The sequence below is a fragment of the Cellulosimicrobium funkei genome, from assembly GCF_001019615.1.
GTDB classification, from domain to species: domain Bacteria; phylum Actinomycetota; class Actinomycetes; order Actinomycetales; family Cellulomonadaceae; genus Cellulosimicrobium; species Cellulosimicrobium cellulans_E.
Genome location: NZ_JNBQ01000034.1, coordinates 13,027 through 31,191 on the forward strand (window position 1 = coordinate 13,027; position 18,165 = coordinate 31,191).

11 protein-coding genes are annotated in these 18,165 nt (G+C 74.4%); 10 read left to right on the top strand and 1 reads right to left on the bottom strand.

Going from position 1 to position 18,165, the window contains the following annotated elements:
- Positions 1 to 200 precede the first annotated feature (200 nt).
- Positions 201 to 3,947, top strand: coding sequence for a transcription-repair coupling factor (gene mfd / locus FB00_RS17120; RefSeq protein WP_047234127.1), 3,747 nt, complete (start codon positions 201 to 203; stop codon positions 3,945 to 3,947).
- A gap of 4 nt (positions 3,948 to 3,951) precedes the next feature.
- Here the strand turns inward: mfd and FB00_RS17125 are convergent, their stop codons facing one another.
- Complete coding sequence (locus FB00_RS17125; RefSeq protein ID WP_047234128.1) at positions 3,952 to 4,170, bottom strand: PLD nuclease N-terminal domain-containing protein; 219 nt, start codon at positions 4,168 to 4,170, stop codon at positions 3,952 to 3,954.
- 303 nt (positions 4,171 to 4,473) lie between these two features.
- Here FB00_RS17125 and FB00_RS17130 point away from each other — a divergent pair, with 303 nt between their 5' ends.
- From FB00_RS17130 to FB00_RS17170, 9 genes are all read left to right on the top strand, one after another.
- Positions 4,474 to 6,687 carry a carbohydrate-binding module family 20 domain-containing protein gene (locus FB00_RS17130; protein WP_082141445.1) on the top strand — a complete coding sequence of 738 codons (2,214 nt, stop codon included), beginning with the start codon at positions 4,474 to 4,476 and terminating at the stop codon, positions 6,685 to 6,687.
- Between the two features lie 323 nt (positions 6,688 to 7,010).
- On the top strand, positions 7,011 to 11,096 hold the full coding sequence (locus FB00_RS21300) for an endo-1,4-beta-xylanase (RefSeq protein ID WP_082141446.1): 4,086 nt from the start codon (positions 7,011 to 7,013) through the stop codon (positions 11,094 to 11,096).
- A 114-nt stretch (positions 11,097 to 11,210) separates the two neighbouring features.
- The gene (locus tag FB00_RS17140; protein WP_231581914.1) at positions 11,211 to 11,951 is read left to right on the top strand and encodes a MazG family protein; all 741 of its coding nucleotides are present in this window, start codon (positions 11,211 to 11,213) and stop codon (positions 11,949 to 11,951) included.
- A 207-nt stretch (positions 11,952 to 12,158) separates the two neighbouring features.
- Positions 12,159 to 13,445, top strand: coding sequence for a phosphopyruvate hydratase (eno, locus tag FB00_RS17145; protein WP_047234129.1), 1,287 nt, complete (start codon positions 12,159 to 12,161; stop codon positions 13,443 to 13,445).
- Between the two features lie 238 nt (positions 13,446 to 13,683).
- Entirely contained in the window at positions 13,684 to 14,535 is an 852-nt protein-coding gene (locus tag FB00_RS22900) for an FtsB family cell division protein (protein ID WP_231581915.1), read from the top strand.
- Between the two features lie 41 nt (positions 14,536 to 14,576).
- Positions 14,577 to 15,104: a DUF501 domain-containing protein gene (locus FB00_RS17155; protein WP_231581916.1), complete on the top strand. Its 528-nt coding sequence runs from the start codon at positions 14,577 to 14,579 to the stop codon at positions 15,102 to 15,104.
- A gap of 21 nt (positions 15,105 to 15,125) precedes the next feature.
- Positions 15,126 to 16,160, top strand: a complete 1,035-nt coding sequence (locus FB00_RS17160; protein WP_082141447.1) for a Ppx/GppA phosphatase family protein — start codon at positions 15,126 to 15,128, stop codon at positions 16,158 to 16,160.
- 202 nt (positions 16,161 to 16,362) lie between these two features.
- Positions 16,363 to 16,695: a PadR family transcriptional regulator gene (locus FB00_RS17165; RefSeq protein WP_047234130.1), complete on the top strand. Its 333-nt coding sequence runs from the start codon at positions 16,363 to 16,365 to the stop codon at positions 16,693 to 16,695.
- Positions 16,695 to 18,122 (top strand): hypothetical protein, encoded by a 1,428-nt coding sequence (locus FB00_RS17170; RefSeq protein ID WP_047234131.1) that lies wholly within the window; start codon positions 16,695 to 16,697, stop codon positions 18,120 to 18,122. The genes FB00_RS17165 and FB00_RS17170 overlap by 1 nt, the downstream gene beginning before the upstream one ends.
- Positions 18,123 to 18,165 lie beyond the last annotated feature (43 nt).

An 18,165-nucleotide genomic window follows, 5' to 3' on the forward strand; every position in this document is an offset into this window, starting at 1 on the left:
GGCGGCGGGGCGTACGCTGGGATCCGTCGTCTCGCACGACGTCAGCCCGGACCCGCTCGCCCCTCGGTGAGCCTCGGTCCGGGCCGTTCGTGCTGCCCCGTCGTGTCCTCAGCCAGCCCCGGTACCGTCCTCGACCCGGGCCCGCCCCCGCGCGCGGCCGCCAACGCTCCCGACCACCGTCCTCGGAGGGACCCCACCGCATGAACCTCACCGGTATCCTGCCCGCGCTGCTCGCCGACCCCGCCGCGACGGCGGCGGTCGAGCACGTGCGTGCCCGCGGCGAGGCGGACGTGGTCGGCCCGGCGGGTGCGCGTCCGCCGCTGCTCGCGGCGATGGCGGGGGCGCGCGCGACGGGTCCGGCGGACGAACCCGCGCCTGGGGGAGCGGCGCCGGCGTGGGCGCCGGGCGCGCGCCCGCTCGTGGTCGTGACGGCGACCGGGCGCGACGCGGACGAGCTCGCGGCGAGCGTCCGGGCGTACCTGCCGGACGAGCTGGCCGACGTGGTCGCGGTGCTGCCGAGCTGGGAGACGCTGCCGCACGAGCGGCTGAGCCCGCGCGCTGACACGGTCGCCAAGCGCATCGCCGTGTTCCGCCGCCTCGCGCACCCGGACCCGGAGGTCGGGCCGTCGGGCCCCGTCCGCGTGCTCGTCATGCCGGTGCGCGCGCTCCTCCAGCCGGTCGTGGACGGGCTGGGCGAGCTCGAGCCGGTCGAGCTGCACGCCGGGTCGACGGCGGACCTGACCGACGTCGCGGAGCGGCTCGTCGCGGCCGCGTACACGCGCGTGGACATGGTCGAGCGCCGCGGCGAGTTCGCGGTGCGCGGCGGCATCCTCGACGTGTTCCCGCCCACCGAGGACCACCCGCTGCGCGTGGAGTTCTGGGGCGACGAGGTGTCGGAGATCCGCTGGTTCGCGGTCGCGGACCAGCGCAGCCTCGAGATCGCGGAGCACGGGCTGTGGGCGCCGCCGTGCCGCGAGATCCTGCTCACCGAGTCCGTGCGGGCGCGCGCGGCGGCGCTCGTCGAGCAGCTGCCGGGCGCGGTCGAGATGCTCGACAAGCTCGCCGCGGGTGTCGCGGTCGAGGGCATGGAGTCGCTCGCGCCGGTCCTCGTGGACCGCATGGTCCCGGTGCTCGAGCTCGTCCCCGACGACGCGCTCCTCGTGCTGGACGACGCCGAGCGCGTCCGGCGTCGCGCGCACGATCTCGTCGCGACGACGGAGGAGTTCCTCGCGGCGGCGTGGACGGGCGCGGTGGCGGGCGGGACGTCGCCCCTCGACCTCTCGGCGGCGTCGTTCGAGACCTTCGCGGAGGTGCGCGCGGTCGCCCAGCGCCGTGGCCTGGGCTGGTGGACGCTTTCGTCGTTCGCGCTCGACAACCCGGACCTCGACCTGCCGGCGGACGCGGCCACCGACGCCGGTGCGCGGGACGCAGGCGGCGCGGGCGCGTCGTCGGGCACGACGGCCGCGCACGTGGGCGAGAGCGCGGACGGCGTCCCGACCTTCACGATCGGCGCGCGTGACGTCGAGTCCTACCGCGGCGACGTCTCGCGCGCTCTCGACGACGTGCGCGGGCTCCAGCACGCGGGCTGGCGCCTCGTGCTCACGACCGAGGGCCACGGCCCGGCCAAGCGCATGGTCGAGCAGCTCGGCGCGGTCGACACGCCCGCGCGCCTCGTGCCGCGCCTCGACGACGAGCCCGAGGGCGGCATCGTCCTCGTCACCCCCGCCATGGTCGGCAAGGGCTTCGTCGCGCCGGGGCTGCGCCTCGCCGTCTTCTCCGAGGCCGACCTCACGGGCCGTGCGGGGACGAGCACGCGCGACATGCGCAAGATGCCGAGCCGGCGGCGCAACGTCGTCGACCCGCTCCAGCTCAAGGCAGGCGACTTCGTCGTGCACGAGCAGCACGGCGTGGGCCGGTTCGTCGAGCTCGTGCAGCGCACGCTCGGCACGGGCGGCAACGCCGCGACGCGCGAGTACCTCGTCATCGAGTACGCCAGCAGCAAGCGCGGCCAGCCCGGCGACCGGTTGTTCGTGCCCATGGACCAGCTCGACCAGGTCACCAAGTACACGGGCGGCGAGTCGCCGAGCCTCAACAAGATGGGCGGCGCGGACTGGGCGAAGACCAAGACCCGGGCGCGTAAGCACGTCAAGGAGATCGCGGGCGAGCTCATCCGCCTGTACTCGGCGCGCATGGCGACGCAGGGGCACGCGTTCGGCGCCGACACGCCGTGGCAGCGCGAGCTCGAGGACGCGTTCGCGTACGTCGAGACGCCGGACCAGCTCGCGACGATCGACGAGGTCAAGGCGGACATGGAGAAGACGGTCCCCATGGACCGGCTCGTGTGCGGCGACGTCGGCTACGGCAAGACGGAGATCGCGATCCGCGCGGCGTTCAAGGCCGTCCAGGACGGCAAGCAGGTCGCGGTCCTCGTGCCGACGACGCTCCTCGTCCAGCAGCACCTCGAGACGTTCTCCGAGCGGTACGCGGGCTTCCCCGTCACGGTGAAGGCGCTCTCGCGCTTCCAGACCCCCAAGGAGTCCGAGGAGGTCGTGGACGGGCTGCGCAAGGGCACCGTCGACGTCGTCATCGGCACGCACCGGCTCATCACGGGCAGCGTCCGGTTCAAGGACCTCGGCCTCGTCATCATCGACGAGGAGCAGCGGTTCGGCGTCGAGCACAAGGAGACGCTCAAGCAGCTGCGCACCAACGTGGACGTGCTCGCCATGTCCGCGACCCCGATCCCGCGCACGCTCGAGATGGCGGTCACCGGCATCCGTGAGATGTCGACGCTCGCGACGCCGCCCGAGGAGCGCCACCCCGTCCTCACCTACGTGGGTGCCTACGAGGAGAAGCAGATCGCGGCCGCGCTGCGCCGCGAGCTGCTGCGCGAGGGCCAGGTGTTCTACGTGCACAACAAGGTCGAGACGATCGAGCGCACGGCGTCGAAGCTGCGCGAGCTGGTGCCCGAGGCCCGCGTGGGCGTGGCCCACGGCAAGATGAACGAGCACCAGCTCGACCAGGTGATCCGGGCGTTCTGGGAGAAGGAGCTCGACGTCCTCGTCTGCACGACGATCATCGAGACCGGCCTGGACATCTCCAACGCGAACACGCTCATCCTCGAGCGCGCGGACATGCTCGGTCTGTCCCAGCTCCACCAGCTCCGGGGCCGCGTGGGCCGTGGCCGGGAGCGCGCGTACGCGTACTTCCTCTACCCGCCGGAGCGGCCCCTGACCGAGACGGCGCACGACCGCCTCGCGACCATCGCGGCCCACACCGACCTCGGTGCCGGCATGCAGGTCGCGATGAAGGACCTCGAGATCCGCGGCGCGGGCAACCTGCTCGGGGGCGAGCAGTCCGGGCACATCGCGGGCGTGGGGTTCGACCTCTACGTGCGGATGGTGGGGGAGGCCGTCGCGAACTACCGGGGCGACGGCCCGGAGGAGCAGCCCGAGGTCTCCATCGAGCTGCCGGTCGACGCGCACCTGCCCGAGTCGTACATCGCGACCGAGCGGCTGCGGCTCGAGGCGTACAAGAAGATCGCCGCCGCCACGGACGCGCCCGAGCTCGCCGAGGTGCGGGCGGAGCTCGTCGACCGGTACGGCGCGCTGCCGGACGTGGCGTCCGCGCTGTTCGACGTCGCGGACTTCCGCAACCACGCGCGCCGCGCGGGCCTCACGGACGTCACGGCGCAGGGCAAGTTCATCCGGTTCGCGCCGGTCGACCTCGCCGAGTCCGCGCAGCTCCGGCTCAAGCGCCTGTACCCGGGCACGCTCCTCAAGCCCGCGATCCGCGCGTTCCTCGTGCCGTACCCGACGACGGCGCGCATCGGCGGCCGGCCGCTGCGCGGTGCCGAGGTGCTCGCCTGGGCGCGCCAGCTCATCGACGCCGTGGTCCTCGGCGAGGTGAGCGCGGCGGCGACCGTCGGGACGTCGGCGGCCGCCCGCTGACGCGTCAGCTCTTGCGACCGTCGAGGAAGTAGGCGATCGGGCCGACCCAGTTGACGAGCAGCGCGAGGCCCCACGCGAGCTTGGTGCCGTTGACCTGCTCGGCCGGGCGGCGCAGCAGGTCGCGGTACGCCGCGGCCGTGAGCGTGACCTGTGCCGCGCCCACGACCCCGACGGCGATCTTCTGACCCTTGGTCAGGTCCTTCCAGCGGCGCTTGGTCCCCATGTCGTCGTCTCCTCTCGTGGTGCGTACCGCTCGACGCTATGCCGTCCAGGCCTACGGTGCACGGCCCGCGGGCCGGCAGTGGTCGGTGGTGCACGAGCGGCGGGCTCGCGGCGAACGAGTGCGTCACGGGTCGTGACAGCGCGCACCGTGCTCTGTAAGGTTGCTGCAACATCCGGAAACTCTCTGCAACGCCGCTGGGTCCCGGACGCGCGCCCGACACCCCGGGGCGCCGGTCAGCACCGCGTGGCCTCCCGCGTTCGATGCCGAGCGCGCCGTCGGCCGCAGCACCTCGAAGGAGCAGCAATGACGCGCACCACCGACCCCGCCGGTCCGCCGGCACCCACCCCGACGTCCGTCGCCGGTCACGGTCCCCGGCGAACGTCCAGGCGCACGAGCCGCCGGGACGGTCGCCTGCGGCGTCTCGTCGCGGCCGCGACGTCGGCCGCCCTCGCGCTCGGGGCGGCGCTCGCCGCCACGGTGCCGGTCGCCGCGCCCGCCGCGGCGGCACCGCCCGTGCCGACGCCCGTCGTCGACTCCCCGAACGGCCGGGGCGACGTGATCCTCAACCTCTTCCAGTGGACGTGGGACGCCGTGGCCGCCGAGTGCACCAGCACCATCGGCCCCGCCGGGTTCGGCTACGTCCAGGTCTCGCCGCCGCAGGAGCACATCCAGGGCACGGCCTGGTGGACCTCCTACCAGCCCGTCAGCTACAAGCTCGAGTCCAAGCTCGGCACCCGCGCCGAGTTCCAGCACATGGTGAGCACGTGCCGGGCGGCGGGCGTCGGCGTCGTCGTCGACGCGGTCGTCAACCACACCGCGGGCGCCGACACCGGCTCCGGGACCGGCACGGGCGGGACGAGCTACTCGGTGGACAGCTTCCCCGGCGTCCCGTACGGCGCGAACGACTTCAACGACTGCCGGTCGAACATCAGCAACTACGGCGACCGGTACAACGTCCAGAACTGCCGCCTCGTCTCGCTCCAGGACCTGCGGACGGGCTCCGACTACGTGCGCGGCAAGATCGCCGGCTACCTCAACGACCTGCTCTCCCTCGGCGTCGCCGGGTTCCGCATCGACGCCGCGAAGCACATCCCGGCCGCGGACCTCGCGGCGATCAAGGCGCGGCTCACGAACCCGAACGTCTTCTGGGTGCACGAGGTCATCGGCGCGAGCGGCGAGCCGATCCAGCCCTCGGAGTACCTCGGCTCCGGCGACTCGCACGAGTTCTTCTACGCGCGCGAGCTCAAGTCCCGGTTCGACGGCCAGATCAAGGACCTGCGCACCATCGGCGACAACAAGCTCCCCTCGGACCGCGCGGGCGTCTTCGTCGACAACCACGACACCGAGCGCAACGGCGAGACCATGAACTACAAGTGGGGCGCCAAGTACCGGCTCGCCAACGCGTTCATGCTCTCGTGGCCCTACGGCGCGCCCAGCGTCTACTCCGGCTACACGTGGGACAACAAGGACGCCGGCGCCCCCGGCGCGTCCGCGACGTCCGTCCCCGACGCGAGCTGCTCGAGCAGCGCCTGGGTCTGCACGCAGCGCTGGACCGAGATCGCGGGCATGGTCGGCTTCCACAACGCGGTCGCCGGGACCGCGGTGACGAACTGGTGGGACGACGGGAACAACCACGTCGCGTACGGCCGCGGCAGCAAGGGGTACGTGACGATCAACAACTCCGCGAACGCCGTCACGCGCACCTACCAGACGTCGCTCCCTGCGGGCACGTACTGCGACGTCGTCGCGTCGAAGGACTGCGCGAAGACGGTCACCGTCTCCGGCGCCGGCACCTTCACGGCGACGGTCCCGGCGTACGGGGCGCTGGCGCTGCACGTCGGCGCCGTGGACGACGGCGGCACCGGTGGCCCTGGTCCCGTCGACCCGAGCGGCACGACGACCGTCTACTACGCGACCGACAAGGGCTGGAACGCGTACCACGTCCACTACCGCGTCGGCACGGGTGCCTGGACCGCGGTGCCCGGCGTCGCGATGACCGCGGCCTGCACCGGCTGGGTCGCGAAGGAGATCGCCCTGCCGACCGGCGCGACCGGCGCCGCCGCGACCGTCACGGCGGCGTTCACGAACGGCTCGGGCTCCTGGGACAACAACGGCGGCAAGGACTATGCCCTGAGCGGTGCCGCCGTCGCGGTCTCGGACGGGACGGTCACGGCCGGCGACCCGTGCGAGGACGGCGGCGAGGGGCCCGGTCCCGTCGAGGGCCAGGGTGACGCGTCGTTCGCCGTGACGGCGACGACCGCGTGGGGGCAGAGCGTCTTCGTCGTGGGGAGCATCCCCGCGCTGGGGTCCTGGGCGCCCGCGAACGGCGTCGCGCTCTCGGCCGCCGGGTACCCCGTCTGGACCGCGACCCTCGACCTCCCGGCCGGAACGACGTTCCAGTACAAGTACGTCAAGCGCGACGGCGGGGGGAACGTCGTCTGGGAGAGCGGCGGCAACCGCAGCGCGACGGTCGGCCCGGACGGCTCGGTGACGCTGTCGGACACCTGGAGGTCGTGACCTCGCACTCCCGGCCCCGCCCCGGTCTCACTCAGACCGGGGCGGGGCCTTCTGCCGTGGTGGTGATGATCTGCTGCCGGCTCTCGCCCACCGCCGAGGTAGAACCGTGGTCGGCCGAGGTAGAGCCGTGGTCGGCCGGTCGAGATGGAGCTGCGATTCACCAGAGCTCACCTCAGGTGCCGGTCGGCATGGTCGGAGGAATGGCGGGAAATAGTTCAACCATTGTTCGAACCGGGCGGGTGCCCCTAGGGTGTGGCCGGGCGCGCCGGTGCGCCCGGGGGCGCGATGCGCCCCGCGCAGCCGATCGCAAGGGAGCGACGACGATGAGACGCACGTGGAGGACCGCCGTGGCGGGGGTGCTCGCCACCCTCGTGGCGGGAGGGGGAGCGAGCGCGGCAGTAGGGACGGATGTGCAGACGCCTGCCCAAGTCGATAACGATATCGATATCGTTCTGGAGAACGATTTCGAATCGCCGGGGACGGCGCCGTGGACAGCGCGCGGTCCCGTCACCGTCGCCCTGACCGACGCCGAGGCGCACGGCGGGTCGTCGAGCCTCGCGGTGACGGGTCGGACGGCGGACTGGCACGGCGTCGCGACCGACGCGCTCGCGCTGCTCCAGCCCGGCGTCGCGTACGAGGTCGAGGCGTGGGTCAAGCTCCCCGCGGGCACGACGGGTTCCTCCGGGGTCCACTTCACGGTGCAGGAGACGGGCGCGTCGGGGACGGCGTACACGTGGGTCGGCGGGGCCGTCGCGACGACGGCCGACGGCTGGGTGGAGATCGGCGGGACGTACACCCTGCCCGCCGGCCTCACGTCGGCGTCGCTCTACGTCGAGGCCGCGCCGGTCGCCGGCGCGCACCCGTCGTTCCTGCTCGACGACGTCCGCGTGGCGACCGTCGCGACCGACCCCGGCGACGTCGTGCCCGGGGGAGCGGTGAACCCCGTCCCGACGCCCGTGCGTCTCGCGGAGGGGACAGGCGACGTCGCGGCCCTGACGTTCGACGACGGCCCGAACCCCGGCACGACGCCCGCGCTCCTGGACTTCCTCGCCGAGCACGACCTGCACGCGGTGTTCTGCGTCATCGGCCAGAACGTCCAGGCGCCGGGCGGCGCCGAGCTCCTGCGCCGCATCGTCGACGAGGGGCACGTGCTGTGCAACCACTCGACGGGCTACGCCGACATGGGCGCGTGGTCGGCCGACCAGGTGCGCGCCGACCTTGTCGAGAACCTCGGCATCCTGCGCGACGCGCTGGGCGACCCCGAGTACCCGGTCCCGTTCTTCCGCGCGCCGAACGGCTCGTGGGGCGCGACCCCCGAGGTCGCCGTCGCGCTCGGCATGCAGCCGCTCGCCGTCGTCAACACGATCTCCGACTGGGAGACCCAGGACGTCGAGACGCTCACCGCGAACCTGCGCGCCGCGATGAGGCCCGGCGAGGTCGTGCTCGCGCACGACGGCGGCGGCGACCGCGCGGGCACGCTCGCGGCGGTCGAGACGGTCGTCGCCGAGCGGCTCGCGGCAGGCTGGGAGTTCACGTTCCCCGTCGGCACGCCGCCGCGCGGGGGCGAGGTGCTGCTGGAGACCGGCTTCGAGGACGGCCTCGGCGGCTGGGTGCCGCGCGCGGGCGACGCGACGACGCCGTCGCTCGACCTCACGGACGTGGCGCACGGCGGCGCGCAGGCCGCGGTCGTCTCCGGCCGCGACGGTCAGGGCGACGGCATCGGGCACGACGTGACCGGGCTGCTCGCCGTCGGCACGACGTACGAGCTCAGCGCGTGGGTGCGCTTCGCCGAGGGCCAGCCCGCGGACGACGTGTGGCTCAGCATCGCGCGCACGGTCGACGGGGCGACGTCGTACTCGACCCTCGCCCAGCTCGCGGGGATCACGAGCACGGGGTGGACGCAGATCACCGCGACGTTCCCCGGCGCCGCCGCGGACGAGGCGCTGCTCTACCTGGAGACGGACTACAACGGCGACAACACGAGCGACCTGCTCGTCGACGACGTCGTGCTGCGCGTGCCGCCGCCGCCCGCGGTCGAGGACCTCACGGGCATCAAGGAGACCGTCGACGTGCCGGTCGGCGTCGCGATCGACAGCCGGGAGACGTCCGGCGCGGCGTCCGAGCTGCTGCTGCGGCACTTCGACCAGGTCACGGCCGAGAACCACATGAAGCCCGAGGCCTGGTACGACGAGGACCGCACGTTCCGGACGCACCCCGAGGCGACCGCGCTCATGGACTACGCGGCCGCGCACGACCTGCGGGTCTACGGCCACGTGCTCGTGTGGCACTCGCAGACGCCGGCCTGGTTCTTCGAGGGCGCCGACGGCGCGCCCCTGACGACGTCGGAGGCGGACCGTCAGGTCCTGCGCGACCGCCTGCGGACGCACGTCTTCTCCGTCGCGCAGGCGCTCGCGGACGCCTACGGCCCGTTCGGCGGCGACAACCCGCTCACGGCGTTCGACGTGGTGAACGAGGTCGTGTCGGACGGCGCGGAGAACCCCGACGGCCTGCGCCGCTCGGAGTGGTTCCGGATCCTCGGCGAGGAGTACCTCGACCTCGCGTTCGCGTACGCCGACGAGGCGTTCAACGACGTCTACGCCGACCCGGCGGCGACGGAGCGCGGGGAGCGGCCGGTCGCGCTGTTCATCAACGACTACAACACCGAGCAGGGCGGCAAGCAGGACCGGTACCACGCGCTCGTCGAGCGGCTCCTCGCGCGCGGGGTGCCCGTCGACGGCGTGGGGCACCAGTTCCACGTGAGCCTCGCGATGCCGGTCTCCGCGCTCGACGGCGCGATCGAGCGGTTCGCCGACCTGCCCGTGACGCAGGCCGTCACCGAGCTCGACGTCACGACCGGGACCCCGGTCACCCAGGCGTCGCTCGTCGAGCAGGGGTACTACTACCGCGACGCGTTCCGCGTGTTCCGGGCGCACGCCGACGACCTGTACTCCGTCACCGTGTGGGGCCTCACCGACGGCCGGAGCTGGCGCGTCGACAGCGGCGCTCCGCTCGTCTTCGACGACGCGCTCAAGGCCAAGCCCGCGTACCACGGCGTGGTCGACGGCGAGCTCCCGGCCCGCCTGCGCACGGCCGACGTGTTCGCCGGCGACGTCCCGCTCGACGGCGACGCCACGGCGTCCCCCGACTGGCAGCGGCTCCCGCTGCACACGTTCGCCGCGCCGGGTGGGGGCGCCGGGGGAGAGGTCGGGTTCCAGCTCCGCTGGTCGCCCGACCACCTCACGGCGTTCGCGAGCGTCGACGACGCGACCGACGACGCCGCCGACGCCGTGACGTTCGCGCTCGACGGCACGGAGCACGCCGTCGGCCGTGACGGGACGACGAGCGCGGGGGTCTCCGCGGAGGTGACCGAGCGTGCGGGCGGGTACGACGTCGTCGCGCACCTCCCGCTCGACGCCGCCACCGCGGGCGACACGCTCGCGCTCGACGTGCGCGTCACGGACGCGGGGACCGACGGCGGCGCGATCTCCGCGTGGAACACGCCCGGCGCGACGGGCACGCTGCGCCTGCTCGAGGAGCTGTCGTACCTCGAGGTCGCGCACGCGTCGGCCGCGCCCGCGGTCGACGGCGAGGTCGACGCCGTGTGGGCGGAGGCGGGTGCTCCCGTGACGACCGCGAAGGAGGTCCAGGGGAGCGGCGGCGCGGTCGCGACCGTCCGCACCCTGTGGCGCGACCGGACGCTCTACGTGCTCGCCGAGGTCGCCGACCCCGTGGTGGACGTGAGCGGCTCCGACCCGTGGGTGCAGGACTCCGTCGAGGTCTACGTCGACGCGGGCAACGCCAAGAACGGCGCCTACCGGGACCTGGACACCCAGATCCGCGTGAGTGCCGAGAACGCCGTGTCGTTCGGCACGGGCGACGAGGCGGCGCAGCGGGCGCGCGTCACGAGCGCGACGACGCGCACGGCCGACGGGTACGTCGTCGAGCTCGCGGTCGACCTCTCCGACCAGGGCGGCGAGGGGACCTTCCACGGGCTCGACCTCCAGGTCAACGACGCGTCGGACGGCGCCCGCACGGCGATCCGCAACTGGGCGGACCCGTCCGGTGCGGGCTACCAGTCGACGGCCCGCTGGGGCGTCGCACGGCTCGTCGGCGCGGACGCCGCGCCCGAGGTCGCGCTCGACGTCGAGGCGTCGGCGCGCTGCCTCGCGGGCAAGGCCTACGTGGCCGTCCGGGCGACGAACCGCGAGGACGTGCCCGTCGACGTGACGCTCACGACCCCGTACGGGTCGCGGACGTTCACCGCCGTGGCACCGGGCGCGAACGCATACCAGTCGTTCGCGGTCCGCGCGACGTCGGTCCCGGCCGGTACGGCCACGGTCTCGGCCGTGCTCGACGGCGGCCGGGTCACCTCGACGCGCGACGTCGCCGTGGAGGCACGCACCTGCTGACGCGCCGAGCGGGTGGTCGTGGCCCGTCCGGACGTCCGGGCGGGCCACGACCGCAGGGTCGAGCGGGGGGCGACGGACGGGGATCACCGGCTTCGCCGAACCTACGATGAACCGGTGACCGCACCCGAGCCCTCGGCCCCTCATCCCGCGCCCGCGCACGACCCCGCGACCGACCCGCTGAGCGACGTCGTCGGCGTCATGGACCGGCTCTACTCCCCGGGCGGGTGCCCCTGGGACCGCGAGCAGACGCACGAGTCGCTCGTGCGCTACCTGCTCGAGGAGGCGCACGAGCTGGCCGACGCCATCGAGACCGGCGACCGCGCGGGGATGCGCGAGGAGCTCGGCGACCTGCTGCTCCAGGTCCTCTTCCATGCCCGCATCGCGAGCGAGGAGCCGGACCCGTTCACGGTCGACGACGTCGCGGCCGACCTCGCGGCGAAGCTCGTGCGACGCCATCCCCACGTGTTCGCCGACGCCGACGTGACCGACCTGCACCAGCAGTGGGACGCGATCAAGAAGGCCGAGAAGCAGCGCTCGTCCGTGCTCGAGGGGATCTCGCACACCCAGGGCGCGCTCGCCCGCGCGCAGAAGGTCCTCTCCCGGGCCGGTCGCGGCGGCCTCGGGGACGTCGTCGGGGAGGCGCTCGCGACGCCGTCGGGCGGCGCCCCGGGCGAGGTCGTCGGGGACGGCGAGGGCGCGTCGGCGGACGAGCGGCTGGGGCGCGAGCTCCTCGCCCTCGTGGCGCGCGCCGAGGCGGACGGGCTGGACGCCGAGGCGGCGCTGCGCGGCGAGCTGCGGCGCGTCGAGGCGCGGATCGTCGCGGCGGAGGCGCGGCCCGCGGGGGAGCCGGCCTGACCGGGACGTTCGTCCCGATCGTCGACGCGCAGGTCCCCGGCCCGTGGCCCACGGAGCGGACGCAGCGGCGCAGGTCACATCCGGGCACTAGGCTGTGGTCGTAAACCCACCACCGTCGCGGGCGCGCACGCGGCGTCCCGGGTTTCCCTGCCCGGGTCGGCCACACCCCATTCGATGCGCCCGCAGCCCTGCCCCGAAGGAGCACCTGTGGCCAGCATCGAAGCCGTTGGAGCGCGCGAGATCCTCGACTCCCGCGGAAACCCGACCGTCGAGGTCGAGGTCGTCCTGGACGACGGGACGTTCGCCCGCGCCGGAGTGCCGTCGGGCGCGTCGACCGGTGCGTTCGAGGCCGTCGAGCGTCGTGACGGCGACAAGTCCCGCTACCTGGGCAAGGGCGTCGAGGGCGCGGTCAACGCCGTGATCGACGACATCGCCCCGGAGCTCATCGGCTTCGAGGCCGAGGACCAGCGCCTCATCGACGCCGCCCTCATCGACCTGGACGGCACCCCGAACAAGGGCAAGCTCGGCGCGAACGCGATCCTCGGCGTCTCGCTCGCCGTCGCGAAGGCCGCCGCGAAGAGCGCGGGCCTCGACCTGTACCGCTACGTCGGCGGCCCGAACGCGCACGTCCTGCCCGTGCCGATGATGAACATCCTCAACGGCGGGTCGCACGCGGACTCGAACGTCGACATCCAGGAGTTCATGGTCGCCCCGATCGGCGCGTCCTCGTTCCGCGAGGCGCTGCGCACCGGCGCCGAGGTCTACCACTCCCTGAAGTCCGTGCTCAAGGGCAAGGGCCTCGCGACGGGCCTCGGCGACGAGGGCGGCTTCGCGCCGAACCTGCCGAGCAACCGCGACGCGCTCGACCTGATCCTCGTCGCGATCGAGCAGGCCGGGTTCGTCCCCGGCAAGGACGTGGGCCTGGCGCTCGACGTCGCCGCGACCGAGTTCTTCAAGGACGGCGCCTACCAGTTCGAGGGCAAGGCGACGAGCTCGGACGACATCATCGCGTACTACGAGCAGCTCGTGCGCGACTACCCGCTGGTCTCCATCGAGGACCCGCTGTCCGAGGACGAGTGGGGCGCCTGGTCGCAGCTCGTGGCCGAGGTGGGCGACAAGGTGCAGATCGTCGGCGACGACCTGTTCGTCACCAACCCGGAGCGCCTCGCCAAGGGCATCGAGCTCAAGGCGGCGAACTCGCTCCTGGTCAAGCTCAACCAGATCGGCACGCTCACCGAGACGCTCGACGCTGTCGAGCTCGCGCAGCGCAACGGCTTCACCGCGATGGTGTCGCACCGCTCGGGCGAGACCGAGGACACGACGATCGCCGACCTGTCCGTCGCGACGAACGCCGGCCAGATCAAGACCGGTGCGCCCGCCCGCGGCGAGCGCATCAACAAGTACAACCAGCTCCTGCGCATCGAGGAGGCGCTGGACGACGCCGCGCGCTACGCCGGCCGCGGCGCGTTCCCGCGCTGGACGGTGCAGGGCTGACCTGCGGCTGACCGTCCGGTCACGCAGCAACTCCGCCGGGACGTCCCGGCACCCGGAGCCCGGTGGGCCGCTCGTCGGCCCGCCGGGCTCCGGCGCGTCCGGGACCGGTGCACGACGCGCGCACGACGCCGTCGCAGGTCACGGTCGCGGGTGAAGATGTCGTGTCGATCGGCTCACGTTCGCGGGCGCCCCGCGCGTGCTCCCCGGGCCAGGCCGGTCCCGGCAGCACAATCGGGGCATGCCGTCCTCGCGCCGCCCTCCGCGCCCCGGTGCCCCCGCGCGCCCGGGGACCGGGCCTGCGCGCGGGTCGTCCGGATCGAAGCCGGCCCGGTCGGGCTCGACGGCGTCCGGAGCGTCGTCCCGCTCGTCGACGTCCAAGCCCGCCGCGTCCCCGGGCGCGTCGCGCCCGCGGCCGACGACCGGGAAGAGCTCCACGACGGGCGCGAAGGCCACCGCGTCGTCGGGCGCACGCCGGCCGGCCACGCGCGCGCAGCGCCCGGCTCCGTCGCGCCGCGCCGCGGGCCCCGCGCCGGAGGACCGGCGCCGGAGCCGGTACGGCTTCCTGCTGCCCGAGGTGGTGACGGTCCGCACCCTGGTGCTGTCCGTCGTCGTGCTGCTCGCCGTGGTGCTGCTGCTGCCCACCCTGCGGGCGTACGTGAACCAGACGGGGGAGCTGCGCGAGCTGCGCAACGACCTCGCGCAGGCGGAGACCCGGCGCGACGACCTCCAGTCCGAGCTGGACCGCTGGGACGACCAGGCGTACGTCGAGCGCGAGGCGCGGGACCGCCTCAACTTCGTCATGCCGGGCGAGCGGCCGTGGCGCGTGCTCGACCCGGAGACGGTGGTCGACGACATCGACCCGCAGACCGGCCGGACGATCACCGACGGCCCCGTCCAGGGCTACGAGGACGGCACGCCCTGGTACGAGGCGATCTGGGCGTCGGTGCAGGTCGCGGGCGAGCAGCCGGTGTCGTCGGGCACGGGCGAGAGGTCCGGGGCGGCCGACGACGGGGCCGGCGGGGACGCCCCTCCGACGGGTGAGGAACCGACCGGCGGCGGCTCGGCGCCGTCGAGCGGGGAGAATGGGTGACGCGTCGCTCCGACGCGCCCGACCGACCCGAAGGAAGACCCGTGCCCGACGCCCGCCTGGCCATCCCCGCCGACGACCCGGACGCCGTCGTCACCGAGCGCGACCTCGAGACCCTCGCGGAGCAGCTCGGTCGCACCCCGCGCGGGGTCGTCGGCATCGCCGCCCGCTGCGCGTGCGGGCGCCCGCTCGTGGTCCGCACCGCGCCGCGGCTCGAGAACGGCACGCCGTTCCCCACGACCTTCTACCTCACGCACCCCGGCGCGGTGGCGGCCGCGTCGACGCTCGAGGCGAACGGCGTCATGAAGGAGATGTCTGAACGCCTCACCGAGGACGAGGAGCTCGCCGCCGCCTACCGGCGTGCGCACGAGCACTACCTCGCGCAGCGCGAGGCGCTCGGCCACGTGGAGGAGATCGACGGGATCTCGGCCGGGGGCATGCCGACTCGCGTCAAGTGCCTGCACGTCCTCGTCGGGCACGCCCTGGCCGCCGGTCCCGGCGTGAACCCGCTGGGGGACGAGGCGCTCGAGCGCGTGCGCGACGTCTGGCGCCCGGACCGCTGCACCTGCTGAGCGCGTGGCACGCTTGGTCGCATGACCTCAGGCTCCACCTCTCCCCTCACCCGTGACCCGGGCGCGCTCGCCGCGACGGCACCCTCGCCCGCCCCGGTCCCGCCCGGCGCCGCGCGCGTCGCGGCGATCGACTGCGGGACCAACTCGATCCGCCTGCTCGTCGCCGACGTCGACCCGGTCGCGGGCACGCTCGTCGACCTCGACCGCCGCATGGAGGTCGTCCGGCTCGGCCAGGGCGTCGACCGCACGGGCCGCCTCGCGCCGGAGGCGCTCGCGCGCACGCTCGACGCCGCGCGCCGGTACGCCGACGTGATCGCGGAGCTCGGCGCGTCGCGCACGCGGTTCGTCGCGACCTCGGCCACGCGGGACGCGGAGAACCGCGCCGAGTTCGTCGAGGGCGTCCTGGCGGCGCTGGGCGTGGAGCCCGAGGTCGTCTCGGGCGAGGAGGAGGCGGCGCTGTCGTTCCGCGGCGCGACGTCGACGGTCGCCGCGCTGCGTCCGGGCCCGTACGTGGTCGTGGACCTCGGCGGCGGCTCGACCGAGCTCGTGCTCGGCACGGCGACCCCCGACGCCGCGTTCTCCATGGACGTCGGGTGCGTGCGCCTCACCGAGCGGCACCTGCGCTCCGACCCCCCGACCGCCGACGAGGAGGCCGCGGCCCGCGCGGACGTGCGCGCCGCGCTCGACGAGGCGGCCGCCGTCGTCCCGCTGGGGGAGGCCGCGACGCTCGTGGGTCTTGCGGGGTCGGTCACGACGGTGACGGCCCACGCGCTGGGCCTCGCGCGGTACGACCGGGAGCGGATCGACGGCGCGGTGCTGCCGGTCGACGCGGTCCTCGCGGCGTGCGACGACCTGCTCCACCGCTCGCGCGCCGAGCGCACCGCGCTCGGGTTCATGCACCCGGGCCGCGTGGACGTCATCGGTGCGGGCGCGCTCGTGTGGTCGGAGGTCGTGCGCCGCGTGCGCGACGACGTCGCCGCCGCGGGCGGGTCGCTCACCGAGGTCGTCACGAGCGAGCACGACATCCTCGACGGGATCGCCTGGTCGATCGCCTGACCCGACCGCCGAACCCGGGGTCGGTCCCCACCCACGCTCGCGGGTGGGGAACGACCCCGGGTTCGGCGTCTCCGGGGACGCGATGCGGCGTGTCGCCGTGCGTAGTACCGCGCATCGCGCGGTAGTGTGCATCGCGTGAGCCTGCCGCGTCCGGCGGGCCGAGTGCCGGGACGGACCAGGGCCACGCCCGACGGAGGGTCGGATGGACACCACGCAGCTGCTCAAGGGGGTGCTCGACGCCGCGGTCCTCGCAGCGGTCGAGGCCGAGGACGGGTACGGGTACGACGTCGTGCGACGCCTGCGCGCCGCAGGGCTCGACGACGTGGGGGACGCGTCGGTCTACGGGACGCTGCGGCGCCTGTACGCGAGCGGGGCGCTGACGACGTACGTCGTGCCGTCCGACGCAGGGCCGCACCGCAAGTACTACGGGATCAACGCGCAGGGCCGGGCGATGCTCGACCTGCACCGCAAGGAGTGGCAGACGTTCGCGGGCACCGTGTCCGCGCTGCTGCGGACCGGAGAGGTGGCCGCCTGATGAGCACGACGACGTCCGCGCAGCAGCCCGCCGGGGCACCCGTGGGCCTGGCCTTCTACGGGCACGTCCACGCGTACGCGCAGCAGGTGCGCGCGCACCTCGCCGACCTGCGCCCGGAGCAGGTCGAGGAGCTCACCGACGGGCTCGAGGCCGACCTCGCCGAGGCGGTCGTCGACGCGCCGGGCGCGCTGCCGCGGCGCGGAGCCCCGGCAGGCGCGACCGGCGAGGGTCCCGCCGCGGGCGCCGACCCGGGCGCGCCCCTCGCCGCGGGCCCCGACGACACCGGCCTCGACCTCGTCGCGCTCTTCGGCCCGCCCGCGGAGTACGCCGCCGAGCTGCGCGCCGCCGCAGGGCTCCCGCCCGCCGCGCCGGGCGGTGCGCGCCGCCCCCGCATCGGGCTGCGCGGGCGGCTGCTCGTGCTCGGCGGGATCCTCTCGTCGGGGTGGCGCTCCCTGTGGCGGCCCGTGACGTCGACGCCCCAGTGGGCCTCCGTCATGGAGTTCCTGCGGACGCTGACGCCCGCGTGGTGGATCCTGCGCGGCTGGGTCGCCGCGACGCTGCTGCTCTGGATGTTCGGCGGGTACCAGATCGCGATGCTGCCCCCGGACCTGTCGGCGCGGGTCGTCGTGCTCGCGGCCGTCGTGGTGAGCGTGCAGTGGGGGAGGGGCCGGTGGCTGCCCACGACGTGGCTGCCGAAGGTCGTGCGCCCGCTGTCCGTCGCGGCGGCGGTCGTCGCGGCACCCCTCGTCCTGCACGCCGCGGCGGCCGGGGCGTCCTCCTCCGTATCGGGCTGGGAGAGCGGCTACCAGCAGGGCGTGGCCGACGGTCGCGTCGGGGTGAACCAGGTCGCGTACGACGGCGGGGGGCCCGGCGGCGACGGCGTGTGGGTCGACGGGATGCAGGTGTCCAACCTGTTCGTGTACGACGCGGCGGGCGACCCGGTGCGGGACGTCCAGGTCTTCGACGACCGCGGTCGACCGGTGCGCACGGTGACGGAAGAAGGCGCGTACGGAGTCTGGGCCGTCCCTGACGTCGAGGGGTCGTGGTACTTCCAGCCGACGCTCTCGACGGACGGCCGCGAGCGCTGGAACGTCTACCCGCTGCGCGCGGTCGCCGAGGAGGACGTCGAGTACGCCGACGGCGACGGGCGGCCCGTCCCGGCGACGGGGACGCGCACGCACGAGATGCCGTGGCCGTTCCTCAAGGCGCCCACCGCGGTGCCGTCGAGCGCGGGCTCGGGCGAGGCGGCGTCGGGCACCGGGGAGCCGAGCACCGGCGACGCCGGCGACCCGGACGGCCCCGCGCCGTCGGGCGACGCGCCGGACCCCGCGGACGGCACCGCGCCCGAGCCCGGGTCCACCCCGCCGGCGGGCGGCTCGCAGCCGCGGCCGACCGGCCCGACCCCCGTCGTCGGCGCGATCGGCTGACCGGGGGCCCTCGAACCCGGGATCGCTCCCCAGCGGGGGGTCG